Here is a 20598-nt window from a genome sequence, read left to right on the forward strand (position 1 = left end):
AATGAATGAGACGCAGCCTTTAATCCGCGTTTAAGCTTCCAGGAAGAAACTGATCTTCCATGGGAGACTGCCAGGCCGTATCCTGTAGAATAATATGCAGACCAGTCGTGTATTCCCCTTACTGTCTTGCTGGCTGGCGCATGAATAGCTGCGCCGCCTGGAATTGATTCAACTAATTTTCGGAGAAGCCGATGAAGAAGCAAATGATGCTGGTCACCCTGGTGCTTGCCCTGTCAGCCCACGCTGGCGCAGCCCAGACGGACAAGAGCGCCGCTCCTCCGCTCACCATGAAGCCGCTGGCCCAGCAAACGCAGGCCGCCTTGTGGGCATCGCGCGTCCTGACGCGCGTCCATTACAAGGCCATGCCGCTCGACGACGCCATGTCCGAGAAAATCTTTGACCGCTATTTCAAATCCCTGGACGCGGAGAAACTGTTCTTCGTGCAAGCCGACATCGACCGCTTCGCCCCCTTGCGCACCAAGCTGGACGACGCCATCGTCAACGAAGACCTGACGGCGCCGTTCGCCATCTACAACCTGTACCAGCAGCGCTTCGACGAGCGCATGGCATATGCGCGTGAGTTGCTGAAAACCAAATTCGACTTTACCGCCGACGAGAGCTACCAGATCGACCGCGAAAAGGCCGCCTGGCCGAAGAACGACGAGGAAGTGCGCGACCTGTGGCGCAAGCGCGTCAAGAACGACTGGCTGCGCCTGAAACTGGCGGGCAAGGAAGACAAGGCCATCCGCGAGACGCTGGACAAGCGCTATGAAAGCTACACGACCCGTTCGCGCAAGCTCAACAGCGAAGACGTGTTCCAGATCTTCATGAACGCCTACGCCATGTCGATCGAACCGCACACCAATTACCTGGGCCCGCGCGCTTCGGACAACTTCGACATCGCCATGCGGCTGTCGCTCGAAGGCATCGGCGCCGTGCTGCAGACGCGCGACGAATACACGGTGGTGCGCGAAGTCGTGCCGGGCAGCCCGGCCGGCTTGTCGGGCAAGCTGAAAGTGGGTGACCGCATCGTCGGCGTGGGGCAGGGCGAAAGCGGCCCCATCACCGAAGTACTGGGCATGCGCATCGACGACGTGGTGCAGCTGATCCGCGGCGCCAAGGATTCCGTCGTGCGCCTGGACATCCTGCCGGCCGACGCCGGCCCGGACGCCAAGCACGTCGTCTTGCCGCTGGTGCGCAAGAAAATCAGCATGGAAGAGCAGGCGGCGAAGAAATCGGTCATCGAAGTGCGCGACAACGGCGTCAAGCGCCGCATCGGCGTCATTTCCCTGCCGACCTTCTACCAGGACTTCGAAGCGCGCCGCCGTGGCGACAAGGATTTTAAAAGCGCCACGCGCGACGTCAGCCGTTTGCTGGCCGAGCTGAAGAAGGACAAGGTCGACAACGTCCTGATCGACTTGCGCAACAACGGCGGCGGTTCGCTGAACGAAGCCGTCGAACTGACGGGCCTGTTCATCGACAAGGGCCCGGTCGTGATGCAGCGCAATGCCGAAGGCAAGGTCGACGTGGAAAGCGATACCAATGCCGGCCTGGCCTGGGATGGCCCGATGGGCGTGCTGATCAACCGCGGCTCCGCTTCCGCTTCCGAAATTTTCGCCGCCGCCGTGCAGGATTATGGCCGTGGCGTCATCATCGGCGAAGGCAGCTTCGGCAAGGGCACCGTGCAGACGCTGTTTAACCTCGACCGTTTCGGCGGCAGCGAGAAAGCCCGTTTCGGCGAGCTGAAAATGACCATCGCCCAGTTTTTCCGCATCAATGGCGGCACCACGCAGTTGCGCGGCGTCACCCCCGACATCAAGCTGCCGGCCATGTCGGACACGGAAAACTTCGGTGAATCGAGCTATGACAATGCCTTGCCATGGGTGGCCATCAAGCCGGCGCCGTACATACCGACGGGCGACCTGAAGGATATCGTGCCGTTGCTGGACAAGAAGCATGAAGCGCGCGTGGCCAAGGACAAGGATTTCCAGTACTTGCTCGATGACATCGCTCTCGTCGTCAAGCAGCGCAAGGAAAACCAGATTTCGCTCAATGAAACCGTGCGCCGCAAGGAGCGCGATGCCCAGGAAGCGCGCGCCAAGGCCCGTGAAAAACGCCTGATCGCGCAAATTTCGAATCCGGCCGACGACTTGGTGGTGATTCCCGATCCGAAAGACGTGCTGAAGGGCGCGAAAGCGGCCAGCAAGACGGCCAAGCAGATCGCCGCCGTGAAGGGCGCCTTGCGCACCGACGATGGCTTGCAGGGCGACGAGCGCGCGCTGAGCGCCGAGCTGGACGCCGAAACGGCCGCCAAGAGCGCCAAGGACGTGCTGCTGAACGAAGCGGCGCGCATCCTGGCCGACGAAGTGGCGCTGATCAAGGCCGATACCCGTCTGGCATCGAAGGTCTTGCCATATGCCGCCGATGTGAAGGCGACGCCGGTGGCGGCAGCGAAGTAAGGCTTGTTGTTAGGTGAAAAACCGGCTCCTGGCGGAGCAATGCCGTTCAGTTAAGACTGAACGGCATTTTTATTTTCTGATTGTAAACCGTCCAATTCACTGTTAACCTGCGTCGCCATGTGTCATTTTCAGAAGACGACTGCACGTAACGTCAGGAGTCGGCGCACTCGTTGCTTGCAGGGCGAGGTATAGAGCCGCCATCTTGAGCAGTGCAGCAGCCCCGCGAATGTTCGGACATCTGGCCGATCGCATCATGGCAACTTGCCGGTTGAGCGGCTGAATTTGCGGCGGTTGCTGCTGCGTCGCGCAGTGTATGTGACTTCTGAGCCCCTCCGGTCTTTCGCGGCATTTCATGCATAGGACTTCTGACGTGTTACGTTCAGGAATCATATGCACACACGGCGGCCAGCCCAATGAACTGGTGCAGTCTTCTTCTTTAAACGACAGTTCCGGACACATCTCGACTAAGTTTTTCGCCAAAAGTCGAGGATTCGTGCAAGAATAGAAAATCTTGCCGATTTACTACTCGACGCAAAACGTATCGTTTGCGTCGGTACCAGCTCTCGATGGTGAGGTGGCCACTCTGGCTAGTGTCAAGTCAGAAACAGAGGTGGCTATTTCTTTTGGTTATCCTAAAGTCCCTCAGAGACTGACTGCTTGATCAGGGTTTTCGTTGAGGGAAAGTCTCTTAAAAATATTGACGGCGGAGACTTAATCCTTGGTCCAAGGGGCGAGTATTTATTTGCGTGGAAAAATCATTGGGGTGCAAGTGCCACAAGGGTTGCTCCCGATCGGAATTTTGGTGGCGAGCTGAAGATTGTCGCAAAATCCGGCTAACCCACCATTCAACCGGACCTGCGCAAAAACCGCGCAGGTCAGTGAGTTCAACCGTTAGCCGTCAAAGGCTGCATCCCGTTTTCACCACGAAAGGAAGAAACCATGACCGAACCCGAAAATCTCTCGCAAGTCGCTGCACATGTGCTAGTCCATAGCGGCAACGGCGACATTGTCTTCGATCAAGTGATTCAACCTCAATCCGAATTCAAGGTCAGTTTTTTCTTGCGAGATGGCAGTCCTGCGGTAGGGGTCCTGGACGTGATCCATCAAAATCCGACAGTGAGGGGGAAGGGAACGGCAAAAATAACGTGGAACGAATCTTTGGAATGGGGGCCAAGTCCCACGTCAACAGATGACTCTTGGCAAAAAGTCGTAACCATCAGCAATCTATCTCGATCACCGCAAGACGTAACTATTCGTCTTTTTGCTTTACAGCAACGGACGCCAGTTGCCGGATCAGTCTACGGCGACTCAATGGAAATTCAATTGGACCCAGCAGTCGATCAGGTAATTAGCTTTACAGTCAAGCCAAATTCAAAACTTGTTCTTTATCCAAACCCCGTATACAACAAGCAATTTGTAAGCCAGTTCATTCTGGTAGAACCCCAGGCGAAGAAGCACAGTGCTGTCGTGGGCACTATTAGCTGGGCGGAAGAATGGCACAAATTCGATAACGGAGGATGGGCCAGAGCAGAAGTCTTTTCCAATAGCACTGATCAGCCCCAAGATATAGTTGTAACATTTCGCATTACGCCTTAACGGTTGAGGGATCTTAAGAAACACACTTATAGAATAAATTTTTTATGATTTTTGGTTATATATAAGCGTGTTTCTTCGGCGCGATTTGCGGTACTCGGGCCGATTACTTCCTTAAGTCCTCGCTCAAGCCGGTACCGGCTCGAACGTTGGATGTCACCAAGATTCACTTCTATGCCACCCTCTGGGAAACACGGTGCTGGGCTTTTATGCTTATTCCGGGATTGCGGTTCCGGCCCGGCGTGTGAAAATTGGGAAATGAGCACGAAAACCCGACCCGGCACCGTAGACGCGCGCGTAGATTTTGCCCTAACGATTGCTGGATGAATGGAACGGCCCGAGAAAACAGGTAAGCCAATGAAGCAGAGATTCCTGATGGCAGTGTGCCTCGCGGCCATGTTCGTGACCAACGCGCGCGCCGAATTTGTCGGAAAGCTTGAGTTCAGTCCGCTGGGGTGCAAAAGCACCGGCGAATGCAAACTTGTTTTCGATTTCGGTTACATCGACCCCAGGGGCGTCGGTTGGCAGGCCAAGGCAGGCCTGCCAACCGATGGAGCGTCGATTCCGTCCTGGGCACAGCCCATCATCGGCGGCGCGTGGGAGGAGCAGTTCCTGCGGGCCGCCGTTATCCACGACCATTACTGCATCAGAACGGTAAGGACCCGGTCGTCGACCCACCGCATGTTTTACGATGCATTGATCGAGAGCGGCGTTAACCGATTCAAGGCTCTCGCAATGTACTACGCCGTAACGGTCGGCTCACACATGTGGATCAATCTGATGGAGGGCAATAGCTGTTCAGGCCTCAAGAATTGCGTTCAGAACATCAATGTGCCACAGACTATTCCCGGCTCGAGCATCAGAAAGAATGAAACCAACGAACTGCAAGCCTATCGGCCCGCGCGCTTCTCGGATCCTGCGGTGTCACGGGACATATCGGAAGCACAAATCATCATCGAAGGAGGGGCGATCAATTCGCCCGAAGATGTCGAGCGACTCGCGAAAAATCGTAACCCCAATGATTTCTTCCTGACCCATGGCGACAGTGTCAGCTACCAGGGGCCGACCAGCACCTTCCCCGACCGCTGAAACAAGCCGATCATCGTCAGCCTGACCTTGTGCGTCGAGCTGGCGTGGCGGTTGATGGTCATGCCAACATCGCTTCACCCCATGATGCCGCCGCCGAACCCCCAATATAACGTTCGGGTGCTAAAGAAAAATCCTTAACTGAACAGCATTACTCCTGGCTGAGCCGTTTTTTTTTGCCCTGATCAGTTATCTGTTTTGCGTATTTCTATCATTCCAACAATCAATTGGATTGATATGCCGCGATGCAGCATAATGCACTTGTCTCCTCTATTCTCCTCCAAGAAAATAGATTCAGCCCGCTCTCGCAGCGGGCTTTTTTTGTTCTTTTGCTATCCGGCAGAGGACGCTACTTAACAGCATAGGTTCATGATCGAGTCGCTAGATCCAGATCAAAACTGCCTGCATTAACCTTTCAGATTGCAGTCATTCGATTACAGTCAAGTGATCAGGTGATCCGGTGATCAGCGGCCACCCATTGACGGAGAGGGGCAAGGTTGCCCAGGAACCAGCACATATCCGACCGACAGCAGCTATTCGGTAGGGAGGGGCAATGGCCGAAGAGAGCGCGGAAAAGAAGCATGATGATGCGGTGCGCGAGTGGCTGTCGCGGTGGACTGAGCGTGTTGGTTTCTTGCTTCCCATACTGACGGCCTGGTTCGGAACCTTCCTTTCTGAGCGCCAGGCCAAGTTCTTCGCCTATCCCGGGGCGGCCACTCTTGCTGTTGCCTATGTTATCTTTCTTTATTGGCGAAGTCGTCATCGGCCGCCACTACTCCCGCCAGCGCCTCCGCAAACGCTGGATACTTCAATCTTGCGCTCCTTCCTGCCATTCGAACAAGGCGACACGCTGATCGGTCGTCGCAGCGACTGCACGGATGCAATGGCAATTTTGCAAGGCGCCGACTTTCGCTTTGGCGTGATATGGGGCGAATCGGGCTGTGGCAAGACCTCATTCTTGCGCGCTGGCCTGGTCGCGGAGTTGCACCGGCGTGGTCATGTTCCCATTTATCTGGGAAGGCCGACTGACGATCCCTGCACGGCGATCGAACGCGCGTTCAGCCAGTACGGCGGCACTGCGCGCTTGTTCGTCATCATTGACCAGTTTGAAGAATACTTTCTCACGCACCCCAGTCATAGTGCGAGCGGCGCGTTGGGAAACTGTATGCGGAAACTGCTCGACGAGCACCCGCACTGCTCACTGGTGATTGCCATCCGGCGCGATTTCTTTGCGCGATTGCAGAACTTCGCTCCCGACATTCCCGATCCAACGTCGCCGCGCACGACGTTCGAGTTGGCCAATTTGAGAACGCATTCTGCACGTCAAGTTCTGGCGCAAGCAGCTGCCGACGAGGCGGTCCAGTTCGAGGCTGCGCTTGTCGACGCCATTATCGAAGATCTGGAGAATAACGGCGAGGTTTGGCCCGTTGAGCTTCAACTGATCGGCACGCGTCTCAAGCGTGCGCACGTTCGGGAGAAGGCCGTGTATGTCGCGCTTGGACGCAAGGCTGGCGTGATTGGCACCTTTATCCGTGATGAGCTTGCGCGTCTTCCCAAGCCTGTTTTAGGCGAGATCGTATTGCGCAAACTCTGTGCTCCTGGCGGTATCGCAAAATCGCCTGTCGATATTACTTTAGATGCAATCGTCGAGGATGTCCGCGCGCGCGATGCTGCTTTTCTGGCTGGAACCGAACTCGCAACGTGCCTGAAGAAGTTACTGGAAGCGCGGCTCGTCATCCAGACCAGGCCCGATACGTTCAACTTGACCCATGATGCGCTGGCGCCCCTGATTCAGCGAGGAACCTCAGGCCTGCAAGGGGCGACCGAGGCGGCAGAGCGTTCCATGTCCTTCTATCTTGGCGCATTTCGCAACGATAATATGGTACGGATTCCGATCCGGACGCTTCTGCAAATCCGCCGCCACGCCACGCGCCAGACCCTCTCGGATAACTTTGTGAGGGAACTGATGGCCCGAAGCTGGCTCAGCGGGGCTTTTGCACTGAGCTGGCCAGCCGCCATGGCAGTCCTGATATTGGTGGCGGGCGGCTATGTCTTCGCTTTCAGTAGCTGGTCGATAGGTACTGTACCCGTGGCCTTTGCGTCGGCTCCGCCGGCGGTGGCCATACGCTTCAGCAATCCTTTCACGCGATTTCTGTCTGGAACGGATAAGGTTGCGGTGGAAACGTCGTTTGGTATAGATCAGATTGACCCAGCGAACACGATTGCCGTCACTCAGGTTATGCGCGGGGAAATTTGGGGTTTAGGCGGCACGCAGGAAGCAGTAAAACACCTCGCCGACGTCTTGGATCCAATCGAGAAAATCCGTTTTCTGCGTCTTGCTGGAAAACCGAAAGAGGCAGCGGCGGCGTTCGCCACCTTCAGCCGCAGGAAACAAAGCGCTCTTCGTTTGAAAGCGGCCTCCGATGCGATCGGATTAGCTGGCAGGACTAATGATGAAATGGGCACGGACGAAGTTGTGCAAGTGCTTTCCCGAATTCTGGGCGCCACACCGTCGGCGCCTGACTTGCAAAGCCGGCTGGCTGCAACTGCCGGCTTGTTGCGTATTGCCGAGACCCGGACTGGTGTTGCTGATCGAATGACGCTGAATTTGCAGCAATCTTTGAGGATTCTCAGACAGCAAAGCATCCGTCAGACTTTGGCTGAGATGCTCAAGCAGCAAAACATTCGTATTAATTGGACTGACTATGATGCGGAAACTTATCTCATTGAAGCGGCGATTAAGCAACTGCTGCTGAACGGCATATCGCAACCCACGGAAGGAGATCTTAAAATACTTGAAATGATCCTCAATGATTCAGAACTCGACCTTTTAGCGCGGAACAGAGCATTCAGTCTTCTGGAAAGTTATGCCGCTCGCAATGAAAATCTTGCCTTGCCAGCATTGAAATACTTGCTAAAGTTATCGATACGGCCGACCCATGGATTGCAATGGTTGAGGGCGGAAGCAGTAGACATCATACAGATCCTTCTTCGTAGCCACCCTCACGCGGCGCAGCACACATCAATAACAGAACTGCTGACGTCTGCGCAGTTAGATTTTTTAGAAATCAATAACCTTGAGTCTAATCCCCTTGGGTACTCCGTGATCGCTCTTAGCTTGTTCGGGGGCGAAGACAGGATCGCCTTCTCCACAAAATTGATGGAAATGCTGGAGGGGCGACTTGATAATCCAGGAGCAAGCATTCATACTCGTGAAATCGCGTTGGTCGCATGGTCCAATCTGGCGGCGGCCAAGCCTGGTCTTCAAGCTTCGCCAACGACGCGCCTGGTGGCCGATCTGTTGCATGAGACTGCGGCAACCGGTAGGAATCAGATTCAAGCTGAACCGCAGCCTATTATCTACGCTGCTGCCAAGCTCGCGGCATCGGGGCAACTTGATGCTGAATGCGCACAGCTTGCATTGAACTTATTGGGACGCATCCTGAATGATGATGATGCTTTCTATCTAGCTTTGCCTGACTATCCTCTTGATGTGGAACTGAAGGATCTGCTAGGCGCCGGCGCTCAATTGGCCCCTCAGACTATGGACGCCATTGTCAAAGCAATCGGATCGTCGTCCGACAGATTAAGGTTCGGCACCTATAATTTTCCCATTGCCAGATCGATCAGATCGTTGTGGGGGAGCGGAAGGCAATCTGCAGCGGCGCAGATATTGATCGCTATCGCCAGGACGCATCCCCAGGAGGTGCTGAGTCGGCAATCTACAGTTGACAAAGCAGTACTCGAGCAAAAGTTCGACCGTTCGGTTCGTCTTCAGGTTCTTGCTGCCTTCGGCCGGGCAGATGCCGCCACCGGTAGCAATGCAGAGCGCTTGGAGCGATGCAAGGCCCAGCTCGTATCGGGGGATAAGGCGGATGTTTGGCGAAGAGGCGCCTTTTGCGCGTTCTTCATTGCCCTCGATCATCCGATCGCGCGCACCCAATTGAATACTTATCTCGTGGGTATGTCCAAAGGCGGTGTCGGCGAACGCATGGCGGCGCGGATGGCGCTGGAGATGCTGGCCACTGCGCAGCGCGTCACAGAGGCAAAGAACAATCCAGCCCTTTTGCCTATGACGCGGGCAAGGCTACGATACGACCTGGGCGATCAGGAGGCGCATGTGGCAATCGCGGCACGGGCAGGCTTGCTGGCGCTCGATGGCACTCTCTAGGTACCTGTTCATCATTGGTGATCATTTCGAGATCAGCACACAGGCGCAATGCCCTCGTTTTGTCCTCGATTCGGCTGGCATGTATCGAGCAGGCTTTTATACCCGGCCTGCCGCCTGCACATCCGCATTTCCCGCCAGCAAGGCCGTGATCCAGCCGGCAAACGCCTGCAGCTTGGGCGTGGCCAGGCGGCCTTGCGGCGTCAGCAGCGACATCGGCATGGGCGTGGGCGGGTGGTCGGCCAGCACGGCGACCAGCGCGCCGCTGTCGAGGTGCTGGCGCACCTGGTACACGGCTGCCTGTGCCAGTCCCAGCCCCTGCAGCGCGCAAGCAACGCTGGCGTCCGCGTCGTTGACGGCGATGGGGCCGGCCATCTGTACGCGCAGCACTTCCTTGCCTTGCTGGAAATCCCACTCGAAGGCGCGGCCCGTGCGGCCCGAGTAATGCATGATGCCCTGGTGCGCGGCCAGGTCGGCCAGGGTGTGCGGCGTGCCGTGCCGCGCCAGGTAGGCGGGCGAGGCGCACGTAACGAAGCGCATCAGGCCGACCTGTTTGCCGATGAAGGCGGAATCTTGCAAGGTGCCCACGCGCAAGGCGCAATCGATGCCTTCCTGCGTCAGGTCGACCAGGCGGTCCGTCAGGCTCAGCTGCAATTGCACGTCCGGCCAGGCGGCGTGGAATTGCGCGATATGGGGGATGATCAGGCGCCGTCCCACCGTATTGGGTAGATTGATGCGCAGCAAGCCGCGCGGCTTTGTCGCGTCGGGGCCGCGAAACGCCAGTTCCGCCGTATCGACGGCTTTCAAAATATCAATGCAATGGCGAAAGTAATCTGCCCCTTCCGGCGTCAGCGACAAGCGGCGCGTGGTTCGTTGCAGCAATTGCGTGCCCAGGTAGGCTTCCAGCTTTTGCAGGGTGGCCGTCAGCGCGGCACGGGGCAAATTCAAGGTTTCGGCCGCCTTGGAAAAGCTGTTGGCTTCGACGATGCGCACGAAGGTCTGCATGGCCTTGATCTTGTCCATAGGATAGCTTCCATTCTCATTGTTCATTTTATGTGAAAAGTATAAGTGGATTATGCCCTGATTATCTTGGGCCCGGTTTTGCCTAGAATGGCAACATCCCTATCGAACCGAGGAAACAACATGAACAAGGCCTCATCTTCCGCTCCCCACGACATTGCGCCCGCCATGGTGCTGCTGCTGGCCATCGCTTCCGGCCTGATCGTGGCCAATCTGTACTACGCGCAAACCCTCGTCGGGCCCATCAGCGCCTCGACGGGCTTGTCGGCCAAGGCGGCCGGGCTGATCGTTACCCTGACGCAAGTCGGCTATACCCTGGGCCTGCTGTTTGTCGTGCCGCTGGGCGACCTGCTGGAAAACCGCCGCCTGATCGTCACGGCCTTGCTGGTGACGGCCACGGCCCTCGTGGCGGCGGCCCTCTCCACGGGCGCCATCGTCTTCCTCGCCGCCGCGCTGGCCATCGGCCTCGGTTCCGTGGCGGCGCAAGTGATCGTGCCGTTTGCCGCCCACCTGTCGCAGGAAGCGACGCGGGGGCAAACGGTGGGCAAGGTCGTCAGCGGCTTGCTGCTGGGCATCATGCTGGCCCGCCCCGTGGCCTCGCTGGTGGCCGCGCACGCCAGCTGGCACGTGGTGTTTGGCGGCGCCGCCGTGCTGATGGTGCTGCTGGCGCTGGTGCTGCGCCGCGCCTTGCCCATGCGTCAGCCCGTGTCCAGCATGAAATATCCTGCCCTGATGGCGTCATTGTGGCACTTGCTGCTGGGCACGCCCGTGCTGCGCCGCCGCGCCGCCTATCACGCGGGCCTGTTTGGCGCCTTCAGCCTGTTCTGGACCGTCACGCCGCTGGTGCTGGCCAGCCCCGCGTTCGGCCTGTCGCAAACGGGCATCGCGATCTTTGCCTTGGTGGGCATGGCGGGCGCCGTCGCTTCGCCCATCGCCGGCCGCTTGGCCGATGCGGGCCACAGCTTGCCGGCCACGGCCGCCGCGCTGGCGCTGGGCATCGCCGCGTTTGCCTTGCCGATGTTCGCGCCGGAGTCGAAACACGTGGCGCTGGGCTTGCTGGTGGCGGCGTCCATCGTGCTCGACATGGGCGTGGCGGCGAATCTTGTGCTGGGCCAGCGCGCCATCTTCAGCCTGGGCGCGGAAGTGCGGGGCCGCCTGAACGGCCTGTATTTCGCGCTGTTCTTCGCGGGCGGCGCGGCCGGCTCGGCCGTCGGCGCCTGGGTATATGCCAGCTATGGCTGGCAAGCAACATTGTTGACCGGTATGGCGTTTCCGGGCCTGGCCCTGCTGGTGTGGCTGGGCGAATTTTTACCGCTGGCCACGCGCCGCACGGCTTGAAACCCTGATGGGGCCTCATTATCACTGATGGATATTTCTATCATCATGAAGATAAAGTGGCGTGATATGCCGCGATGCCGCAAGATGCACTTGTCTCCTCTATCTCCTCCAAGGAAATAGATTCAGCCCGCTTCCATAGCGGGCTTTTTTTTTGTCTTTGCAGATTAAATCACCACCAGATCGAGCGCGCGCATGAAGTTGGCTGCCTGCGCATGCGTGATGACGGCGCCTTTCAGCAAGGATGCTTCGCTCAGCTTGAAACCGTCGATATCGGCGCCGCGCAAGTCCGCGCCCTGGAACTTCGCCAGCTTGATGGTGGCGTTGCGCAGGCTGCCGCCTTCGAAGACGGCCTCGCGGAAGTCGCAGCCGGCCAGGTAGGCGTCGGAAAAGTCCAGCTGTTTCAGTATTGCCTTGCGGAACGAGAAGCCGCGCAGGTCGGCGCCTACCAGCAGGCTGTCTTCGAACGTCAAGCCCAGGTGGGCCGCTTCCTCGAACGAGGCGCCCGTCAGCTTGCAGCCACGGTAGGTGGCCGATGCGAGCTTGGCGCGCCGCCATTTCGTGTTGTTCAGGTCGCAGCCTTCGAAAATGGCGTCGACGGCGTCGACGGATTCGAAATCGGCGCTGCCGGCGCGGCAGCGGCGCCAGGTGCTGCGCGCGAGTTTGCTGGCGAACAAGCTGGTGTCGGCAAAGGTGCAGCGTTCAAACGTACAGCCCTGCAAGTCGAGGCGCGACAGGTCTTCGCCATCGAAGGCGCAATCGATGAAGTGGCGCACCGGCAGGGCCAGTTGCTGCTCGATGCCGGCGCGGTCCAGGGTCATGCCAGTTACTGCGGTGTCGTGTGTTGCCATCCGTTTTATATTCCTAATCAAAGCAGGGGAGGGATGGCGCGGCGGGAAAATGCACGAACCAGAACACCTCCCCGGCTGGTGTAACAGCCAAGGGTCAGCGCCGTGGGTCCGCGTGGGCGGGAGCATGCCGGACGGTGCCGGGCACTTACCGGGTTACCAACCGGTGCGCTCATTTTCGATCAGCCTGCATTGTAACGACTCTGCAGCACCCTTGCCAGTGCTGGATAAACCGGGTTAGTATCGTTGCAGGCGCACCCATTGCGCCAACGTCGCTCGGACGGATCCGGGCGCTTACGTATAGAGATATCATGACCGACAGCCAAGCTCCGCGCAGCTTTTCTCGCATCAATCGCCTTCCCCCCTACGTTTTCAACATCACCGCCGAGCTCAAGATGGCCGCGCGCCGCCGTGGCGAGGACATCATCGACATGTCGATGGGCAATCCCGATGGCGCCACGCCGGCCCACATCGTGGACAAGCTGGTCGAGACGGTAAAACGCCCCGACACGCACGGCTATTCCGCCTCCAAGGGTATTCCCCGCCTGCGCCGCGCGATTGCACATTGGTACAAGAAGCGCTACGAGGTCGACATCGACCCGGACAGTGAAGCGATCGTCACCATCGGCTCGAAAGAGGGCCTGGCCCACCTGATGCTGGCAACGCTCGACCGTGGCGATACGGTGCTGGTGCCCAATCCCAGCTACCCGATCCACATCTGGGGCGCCGTGATCGCGGGCGCCGACATCCGCTCCGTGCGCATGGGGCCGGGCGTGGATTTCTTTGCCGAACTGGAACGGGCCATCCGCGAAAGCTACCCGAAACCGAAGATGATGGTGCTGGGTTTCCCGTCCAACCCCACGGCGCAATGCGTGGAGCTGGAATTCTTCGAGCGGGTCGTCGCGCTGGCGAAGCAGCACAATATTTTAGTCGTCCATGACCTGGCCTACGCCGACATCACCTTCGATGGCTGGAAGGCGCCGTCCATCATGCAAGTACCCGGCGCGCGCGACGTGGCCGTGGAATTTTTCACCATGTCGAAAAGCTACAACATGGCGGGCTGGCGCATCGGTTTCATGGTGGGCAACGCGGAACTGGTGGCGGCCCTGGCGCGCATCAAGAGCTACCACGACTATGGCAGTTTTACCCCGGTGCAAGTGGCGGCCATTGCCGCGCTGGAAGGCGACCAGAGCTGCGTGACGGAAATCTGCGCGCAGTATCAGCGCCGCCGCGACGTGCTGGTGAAAGGCTTGCATGAAGCGGGCTGGATGGTGGAAAAGCCGAAGGCCTCGATGTATATCTGGGCGCATATCCCCGAGGCCTATCGTCACCTGGGCTCGCTGGAATTTGCCAAGCTGTTGCTGCAAAAAGCCAAGGTCAGCGTGTCGCCCGGCATCGGCTTCGGCGAATACGGCGATGAATACGTGCGCTTCGCCCTGATCGAAAACGAGGCGCGGGTACGGCAAGCCTTGCGTGGCATCAAGAATATGTTGCGTTCCGGCGACGGGAAAGCGGAAGCGGCAGCATAAAAGTTGCCCCATGGAATTCTTCGTTGCCCTTAATATCACTGCTGCGTATTTCTGACATCACGAATATAAAGTGGTTTTATATGCTGCGACGCGGCATCATGCATCTGTCTCCTCTATCTCCTCCAAGGAAATAGATTCAGCCCGCTCCCGCAGCGGGCTTTTTTTTGCCTGGAAATGCATATTTGTTGTCTGAAGAGTATTTTGTGGACCTTGAATGGCAATGCATGTTTCAATGCGCGGCTATCCTCCTATGAAAGTCCGACATGGCACATGAAAATCTCAGCAAAGGACAGCAAAAAGTTCCTGAGGCGGACACGTTTTTCATCAATAGCGATGCAACGTCAAATAATGAGTTCAGTTTTCATAATGAATGGTTAGTCAGGGGCGTTGCGGTGACCAGTGGCGGCCCCGAGTTTCTGGAAAAGATCAAGCGGCCCAAGCGCGGTGACACCCTGCTGTTATGGGTAAACAAGATCGGTATTGTTGCTGCTGGCACGGTGCTCGATGACGCGCCAGTCATTGTGTATCGCGGCGGGGGAGTGGTCAGTCCGAATGAGCCAGAAGAGTATCACCGCATGATGCGCTGGTATGCGGATCTGCGCAGTACGCCTGTTTCCTCGGCCGAAGTCGTCGTTTTTCACGGCACCAATCCCCGCCAAGCTTTCGGGGCCTTGAACAAAGGGAAGGAAGCCATCCTCGCGTTGATCGCCAGCAGGGTGGAGCAAAATGATATCCATGATTTGCTTTCGAGGGGGAAGGGGCGATCAACGGAGATAGAAATACTGTGCCAGGCCCGGCTCGGCCAAGGCAGGTATCGGGACGAATTGCTCGCATTGTGGGATAGGAAATGTGCTGTCACGGGTTGCGATCTTGAGCCGGTTCTGCGTGCTTCGCATGCGCTGTCCTGGCAAGGAGCCACTGATCAGCAGCGGCTTGATCCCCATAACGGCTTGCCGCTGATCGCGACCCTGGATGCCTTGTTCGATCGGGGCCTGATCAGCTTTGCAGATGATGGCGCCATGCTGTGCTCCCCCTCGCTACTGGGGCGGCATCGCGAACTCATCGGTTTGCCTGCTCCGTTGCGCATCGTTTTGAAGGAAGAGCAGAAATATTATCTGCGCATGCATCGGCAACGCTTTGCGTTTTGTTCGCCGCCCCAGGATTGAACAATCATCGCTACGCTGCCCTGTATTTCTCTGTCGATGGCGCGGCATTTTTCGGTGTCCGTTTGAGATATGGATAATTCATATCTCCACTATCACAACATGTAATTGGATTGATATGCTGCAATGCGGCATCATGCATCTGTCTCCTCTATCTTCCTCCAAGAAAATAGATTCAGCCCGCTCCCGTAGCGGGCTTTTTTTTGCCTGTCGCCGTCACACAGTGTAGGTAGCCGATGCCGTCGTCCGTTTCAGCGGGTCAGGCGTGACCCGCGCAAGACGGCCAGATGCATTCGAGCATGATTTCACATGATCAGAATTCATGGATGTATAAAATATTATCATTATTTTTAATGGATGGAACCTTCTATGATGTGTGCATACTTCATAAGGAGCACCGCCATGACCGTCACGACACACAATCTGGGCTACCCGCGCATCGGCGCCAAACGCGAACTGAAATTCGCCCTGGAAGACTACTGGAAGGGCCAAAGCAGCCTGGACGCGCTGGAAGGCCAGGGCGCCGAATTGCGCCAGCGCCACTGGCAAGACCAGCACGCGCTGGACTTCGCGCCCGTGGGCGACTTTTCCTTCTACGATCAGGTGCTGGACCTGAGTTTTACGCTGGGCAACCTGCCGCAGCGCGTGCGCGGCCTGGAAGGTGCCGCGCTCGACAACTATTTCCGCGTGGCCCGCGGCCGCTCGGCCAGCGACAGCGATTGCAGCTGCGTCCACGCCGGCGAAATGACGAAATGGTTCGACACCAATTACCACTACATCGTGCCGGAATTTTCGGCCGAGACGCAATTCAAGCTCGACAGCAGCCGCCTGTTGCAGCAACTGGCGCAAGCGCGCCAGCTGGGCGTGAAAGCCAAGCCCGTACTGATCGGCCCCGTCACCTATTTGTGGCTGGGCAAGGCCAAGGATGATTCCGACAAGCTGGCGCTGCTGCAAGGCTTGCTACCCGTCTACGTGCAACTATTGCAGGAACTGGCCGCGCAAGGCGTGGAGTGGGTGCAGATCGATGAACCGATCCTCGTCACGGAACTCGACGGCGCCTGGCGGCAGGCGCTGGTGACGGCCTACGAGGCCTTGAGCAAGGTCAAGCACGTCAAATTGCTGCTGGCCACGTATTTTGGCAAGCTGCAAGACAACCTGGCACTGGCGTGCAAGCTGCCCGTGCAAGGCTTGCACCTGGACGCGATCAATGCCCGCGATGAGGTGGAGCAAGTGATCGCCCAATTGCCTGTCACCAGCGTGCTGTCGCTGGGCGTGGTGAATGGCCGCAATATCTGGAAGACGGATTTGAATGCAGTGCTGGCATGGCTGGAACCCGTGCATGCCAGCCTGCAATCGCGCCTGTGGATCGCGCCGTCGTGCTCGCTGCTGCACGTGCCCGTCGACCTGAACAGCGAACAAAAGCTCGATGCCGATATCCACTCCTGGCTGGCCTTCGCCCGCCAAAAGCTTGATGAAGTGCACACCATCGCCGGCGCCCTGAATAAGGGCCGCGCCGTCGTGCAGGCGGCGCTGGACGCCAATCATGCCGCCGTGCAAGCGCGCCAGCAGTCGACCCGCGTGCACAATCCGCACGTGAAAGCGGCCGTGGCGCGCATCGATGCGACGTTGGGCCAGCGCGCCAGCGGCTATGCCGAGCGTGCCGCCAAGCAAGCTGCGCTGCTGCAACTGCCGCTGTATCCGACGACGACCATCGGCTCCTTCCCGCAGACGGCGGAAATCCGCCAGGCGCGCAGCCAGTTCCGCAGCGGCCAGCTCGATGCAGCCGGCTACAAGCAGCTGATGCAGGCGGAAATCGCCCATTGCGTGCAGGAACAGGAAACTTTGGGCCTGGACGTCTTCGTGCATGGCGAAGCGGAACGCAACGACATGGTCGAATATTTTGGCGAACAGCTCGATGGCTACGCCTTCAGCCAGTTCGGCTGGGTGCAATCGTACGGTTCGCGCTGCGTCAAACCGCCCATCTTGTTTGGCGACATCAGCCGTCCGCGCGCCATGACGGTCGAGTGGAGCACCTATGCCCAGTCGCTGACGGACAAGCCGATGAAAGGCATGCTGACGGGCCCCGTCACCATCCTGAACTGGTCTTTCGTGCGCGACGACCAGCCCCGCAGCGTGTCGTGCTACCAGCTGGCGCTGGCCATGCGCGCCGAGGTGCAGGACCTGGAACGGGCCGGTATCCGCGTGATCCAGATCGACGAGGCGGCCTTGCGCGAAGGCTTGCCACTGCGCAAGTCGCAATGGGCCGAGTACCTGCGCTGGGCCGTGGAATCGTTCCGCATCACGGCCAATGGCGTGGCTGACGAAACGCAGATCCACACGCACATGTGCTATTCGGAATTCAACGACATCATCGCGCAGATCGCCGGCATGGATGCGGACGTCATCACCATTGAAACGTCGCGTTCCGACATGGAATTGCTCGACGCCTTCGATGATTTTAATTACCCGAACGCAATCGGCCCCGGCGTCTACGACATCCACTCGCCCAACATTCCAAGCCAGGAACAGATGGTGAGCCTGATGCGCAAGGCGGCCGAGCGCATTCCCGCCCAGCGCCTGTGGGTGAATCCCGATTGCGGCCTGAAGACGCGCGGCTGGAAGGAAGTGATTCCCGCGCTGGCGAATATGGTGGCGGCAGCGAAAACCTTGCGTGCCGATAACGTCGCCTGAGGACGGCAGGGGAAAGGGCAGATATAGGGAATAGCTATTTCTGTCATCACAACATGCAATTGGATTTATATGTTGCGACGCGGCATCATTCACCTGTCTCCTCTACTTCCTCACAGGAATTAGATTCAGCCCGCTCCCGCAGCGGGCTTTTTTTTGCCGTTGCACCTTATCGCGCGGGCCGCCACGGCTGCATCGCTTAAGATACCCTTGCTAAACCATGCACAAGGAGACAAGTTGATGACACCTTTGTTTTACGCAGCCGGCATGCTGGCGCTGATGGCGCTCGGCGCATGCTCGGAGGAGCGGCATCCGCTTGATCGCCACTTGGGCCAGTTGCGTCCGGAGACGGTCGCCGCGCTGCCTGATATGGGGTGGCCGCCCGGCACGCTGCTGTGCCCGCTGACCATGTATCAGAGCGAGCTGCCCGGTTCGGCGCCTCCTGCGGACAGGGTCAACGCCTTCCTTAAGCAAAAGCAATTCCTGGGGGATGAAGGCCTTTGGTCGCTCATCGTTGTCAAACCGATGCCCGAAGGGGACGCCGGCATCGAACAGTTGCTTTTCAAGCGCGCGGACTATGACGTGTTCAATGAGCCGGAAATGCTCAAGCGCGAAGGAGGGACATTGCCGACGGGGTTTGTGCCGCAGACTTGCGTATCGGTGGAACGCGCCCGCGTGCTGGTCACTCGCCCGCAAAGATCGGATCGAACGCTGATCGTTTTTGGAGCGGCCTGAACGAGATATTGATAGACGCTATTTCTGTCATCACAACATGCAATTGGATTTGTATGTTGCGATGCGGCATCATTGCACCTGTCTCCTCTACTTCCTCACAGGAATTAGATTCAGCCCGCTCCCGCAGCGGGCTTTTTTTTGCCCGTTTTTAAGGCGCAAACCTGCGCACGCTTGCTTGTCATCATCGCCATCGTGTTGCTTTTGTGCATGCTAAACTGGGCCTTCCCCAGACCAAGGTTTCTGATGCTTCAATTATTTCGCCACACGCTGGAGTCCACACCCATCCTCGCCCTGTTTCTTGTCATCGGCGCCGGTTATGCGCTGGGGCGCATCAGCGTGTTCGGTTTTTCGCTGGGCGTGGGCGGCGTGCTGTTCGCGGGGCTGGCGCTGGGCGCCTTTGCGCCCGGCTCCGTGCCGCCGCCCATGGTCGGCTCCATCGGCCTGCTGCTGTTCCTGTATGGCATAGGCGTGCAGTACGGCGTGCAGTTTTTCGCCGGCTTGCGCGGCGCGGGGCAGAAACACAACCTGATCGCCTTTGCCGCCGTCATGGGCGGCCTGGCCGTATCCGTCTGGGGCGGGCAGTGGATCGATATCTCGCTGCGCATGGCCAGCGGCGTGTTTGCCGGCGCCATGACCAGCACGGCCGCCCTGCAGGCGGCGCTGGAAGCGTCGCACGGCAATGGCGACGCGGCCGTCGGCTATGCGGTGGCGTATCCGTTCGGCGTCGTCGGCCCCATGCTGGGCCTGTACCTGGCCGGGCGGATACTAAAACCCGTGCTGACGCCGCCGCCGGCGCCCATCGTCGTGTCGGAAATTACCATCGACGAAGCGAAACTGGCGGGCGCGGCCCTGTCCGAGCTGGCCGATGGCCCGCTGGCGGGCGTGCAAGTGATCGGCGTGCGCCAGGGCCACCAGAACCGCTTGCCGGACCCGTCGCTGGTACTCGGCGTGGGCGATGCGCTGATGGTGTCTGGCACGGTGGCGGGCGTGGAAGCGGCGCGTACGGCGCTGGGCCACCTGGACCCGGGCCGGCTGATGAAGGACCGCAGCGCGTTCGACGGCACGGAAGTGTTCGTGTCGGACGCGGAAATCGTCGGCGTGCCCCTGGGCGAACTGAACCTGTCGAAAGACTTTCCATTGCAAATCGCCTTCATCCGGCGTGGCGACGCCATGATTCTGCCCCATCCTTTCCTGACGCTGGAATTCGGCGACCGGGTGATGGCCATTGCGCCAGCGAAACATGCGGCCGACGTGCGCAAGCTGTTCGGCAATTCCATCACGGCCACGGCCGAGTTCAGCTATGTCTCGCTGGGCATGGGCATGGTGCTGGGTGTGCTGCTGGGCCTGGTGCCGATACCCTTGCCGTGGATAGGTTCGTTCAGCCTGGGCCTGGCGGGCGGCCCGCTGGTGATGGCGCTGATCCTGGGACGCCTGGGCCGTGTCGGCAAGATCAGCTGGCGTTTGCCCCTGTCGGCCAACCTGGTGATGCGCAACTACGGCTTGACGATTTTCCTCGCTTCCGTCGGCATGGCCTCCGGCTTGCCGTTCGTGCAGCAGGTGGGCGCCGACGGCTTGCCCATGCTGGCGCTGGGGGCCGTGACGGTGCTGGTGGTGGTGGTCCTCGTGGTGATTTTGGGCAAGGTATTCCTGCGCCTGCCGTTTCCCGAGTTGCTCGGTATCGCGGCCGGTGCCACGGGCAACCCGGCCGTGCTGGTGTTCGCCAACCGCCTGGCCAGGTCGGACCGCCCGAACCTCGGCTATGCGATGATTTTCCCCAGCATGACCATTGTCAAGATCGTGGCCGTGCAGGTGTTGCTGCATTTGTATGGGTGATTGCGGCCTGGATTTTTATCTAAACTTCAGCTTACCCGCGTCTTTCAACACAATAGGCCAACAGCAGATATTCGCATCGATGTGACAATGTGTGAATTTTTCTTATTGGCAATTCGTTAAGCTCTGGGGGCGCATCCTGCC

12 protein-coding genes are annotated in these 20598 nt (G+C 58.6%); 10 read left to right on the forward strand and 2 right to left on the reverse strand.

Going from position 1 to position 20598, the window contains the following annotated elements:
- Nucleotides 1-191: 191 nt before the first annotated feature.
- From IGS61_RS09795 to IGS61_RS09810, 4 genes are all read left to right on the forward strand, one after another.
- On the forward strand, nt 192-2459 hold the full coding sequence (locus tag IGS61_RS09795) for a carboxy terminal-processing peptidase (RefSeq protein ID WP_230539410.1): 2268 nt from the start codon (nt 192-194) through the stop codon (nt 2457-2459).
- A 939-nt stretch (nt 2460-3398) separates the two neighbouring features.
- Nucleotides 3399-4055 carry a hypothetical protein gene (locus tag IGS61_RS09800; protein WP_230539411.1) on the forward strand — a complete coding sequence of 219 codons (657 nt, stop codon included), beginning with the start codon at nt 3399-3401 and terminating at the stop codon, nt 4053-4055.
- A gap of 354 nt (nt 4056-4409) precedes the next feature.
- Entirely contained in the window at nt 4410-5141 is a 732-nt protein-coding gene (locus IGS61_RS09805; RefSeq protein WP_230539412.1) for a DUF1353 domain-containing protein, read from the forward strand.
- Between the two features lie 550 nt (nt 5142-5691).
- Nucleotides 5692-9309: an nSTAND1 domain-containing NTPase gene (locus IGS61_RS09810; protein WP_230539413.1), complete on the forward strand. Its 3618-nt coding sequence runs from the start codon at nt 5692-5694 to the stop codon at nt 9307-9309.
- Between the two features lie 96 nt (nt 9310-9405).
- Here the strand turns inward: IGS61_RS09810 and IGS61_RS09815 are convergent, their stop codons facing one another.
- Complete coding sequence (locus IGS61_RS09815; protein WP_230539414.1) at nt 9406-10329, reverse strand: LysR family transcriptional regulator; 924 nt, start codon at nt 10327-10329, stop codon at nt 9406-9408.
- A 120-nt stretch (nt 10330-10449) separates the two neighbouring features.
- Here IGS61_RS09815 and IGS61_RS09820 point away from each other — a divergent pair, with 120 nt between their 5' ends.
- Entirely contained in the window at nt 10450-11664 is a 1215-nt protein-coding gene (locus tag IGS61_RS09820) for an MFS transporter (protein ID WP_230539415.1), read from the forward strand.
- A gap of 164 nt (nt 11665-11828) precedes the next feature.
- On the opposite strand, the gene IGS61_RS09825 is transcribed toward IGS61_RS09820, so the two are convergent.
- The gene (locus IGS61_RS09825; protein ID WP_442908049.1) at nt 11829-12512 is read right to left on the reverse strand and encodes a pentapeptide repeat-containing protein; all 684 of its coding nucleotides are present in this window, start codon (nt 12510-12512) and stop codon (nt 11829-11831) included.
- A 308-nt stretch (nt 12513-12820) separates the two neighbouring features.
- On the opposite strand from IGS61_RS09825, the gene alaC reads away from it, so the two are divergent.
- The 5 genes from alaC to IGS61_RS09850 all read left to right on the forward strand — a co-directional run bounded on the left by alaC (nt 12821) and on the right by IGS61_RS09850 (nt 20457).
- Nucleotides 12821-14038 (forward strand): alanine transaminase, encoded by a 1218-nt coding sequence (gene alaC, locus IGS61_RS09830; protein ID WP_230539416.1) that lies wholly within the window; start codon nt 12821-12823, stop codon nt 14036-14038.
- Nucleotides 14039-14301: 263 nt separating this feature from the next.
- The gene (locus tag IGS61_RS09835) at nt 14302-15204 is read left to right on the forward strand and encodes an HNH endonuclease (RefSeq protein ID WP_219136559.1); all 903 of its coding nucleotides are present in this window, start codon (nt 14302-14304) and stop codon (nt 15202-15204) included.
- Between the two features lie 399 nt (nt 15205-15603).
- Nucleotides 15604-17892: a 5-methyltetrahydropteroyltriglutamate--homocysteine S-methyltransferase gene (gene metE / locus IGS61_RS09840; protein WP_230539417.1), complete on the forward strand. Its 2289-nt coding sequence runs from the start codon at nt 15604-15606 to the stop codon at nt 17890-17892.
- Nucleotides 17893-18129: 237 nt separating this feature from the next.
- Nucleotides 18130-18624: a hypothetical protein gene (locus tag IGS61_RS09845; RefSeq protein WP_230539642.1), complete on the forward strand. Its 495-nt coding sequence runs from the start codon at nt 18130-18132 to the stop codon at nt 18622-18624.
- A gap of 243 nt (nt 18625-18867) precedes the next feature.
- Entirely contained in the window at nt 18868-20457 is a 1590-nt protein-coding gene (locus IGS61_RS09850) for an aspartate:alanine exchanger family transporter (protein WP_230539418.1), read from the forward strand.
- Nucleotides 20458-20598: the final 141 nt, after the last annotated feature.

Source organism: Janthinobacterium sp. FW305-129 (genome assembly GCF_020858115.1).
In the GTDB taxonomy this organism is placed as follows: Bacteria; Pseudomonadota; Gammaproteobacteria; order Burkholderiales; family Burkholderiaceae_D; genus Janthinobacterium.

What these genes read in the sequence shown, in the direction of transcription:
- IGS61_RS09795 (WP_230539410.1), top strand. Translation starts at nt 192, where the DNA reads ATGAAGAAGCAAATGATGCTGGTCACCCTGGTGCTTGCCCTGTCAGCC.
- IGS61_RS09800 (WP_230539411.1), top strand. Translation starts at nt 3,399, where the DNA reads ATGACCGAACCCGAAAATCTCTCGCAAGTCGCTGCACATGTGCTAGTC.
- IGS61_RS09805 (WP_230539412.1), top strand. Translation starts at nt 4,410, where the DNA reads ATGAAGCAGAGATTCCTGATGGCAGTGTGCCTCGCGGCCATGTTCGTG.
- IGS61_RS09810 (WP_230539413.1), top strand. Translation starts at nt 5,692, where the DNA reads ATGGCCGAAGAGAGCGCGGAAAAGAAGCATGATGATGCGGTGCGCGAG.
- IGS61_RS09815 (WP_230539414.1), bottom strand. Translation starts at nt 10,329, where the DNA reads ATGGACAAGATCAAGGCCATGCAGACCTTCGTGCGCATCGTCGAAGCC.
- IGS61_RS09820 (WP_230539415.1), top strand. Translation starts at nt 10,450, where the DNA reads ATGAACAAGGCCTCATCTTCCGCTCCCCACGACATTGCGCCCGCCATG.
- IGS61_RS09825 (WP_442908049.1), bottom strand. Translation starts at nt 12,512, where the DNA reads ATGGCAACACACGACACCGCAGTAACTGGCATGACCCTGGACCGCGCC.
- alaC (WP_230539416.1), top strand. Translation starts at nt 12,821, where the DNA reads ATGACCGACAGCCAAGCTCCGCGCAGCTTTTCTCGCATCAATCGCCTT.
- IGS61_RS09835 (WP_219136559.1), top strand. Translation starts at nt 14,302, where the DNA reads ATGGCACATGAAAATCTCAGCAAAGGACAGCAAAAAGTTCCTGAGGCG.
- metE (WP_230539417.1), top strand. Translation starts at nt 15,604, where the DNA reads ATGACCGTCACGACACACAATCTGGGCTACCCGCGCATCGGCGCCAAA.
- IGS61_RS09845 (WP_230539642.1), top strand. Translation starts at nt 18,130, where the DNA reads ATGACACCTTTGTTTTACGCAGCCGGCATGCTGGCGCTGATGGCGCTC.
- IGS61_RS09850 (WP_230539418.1), top strand. Translation starts at nt 18,868, where the DNA reads ATGCTTCAATTATTTCGCCACACGCTGGAGTCCACACCCATCCTCGCC.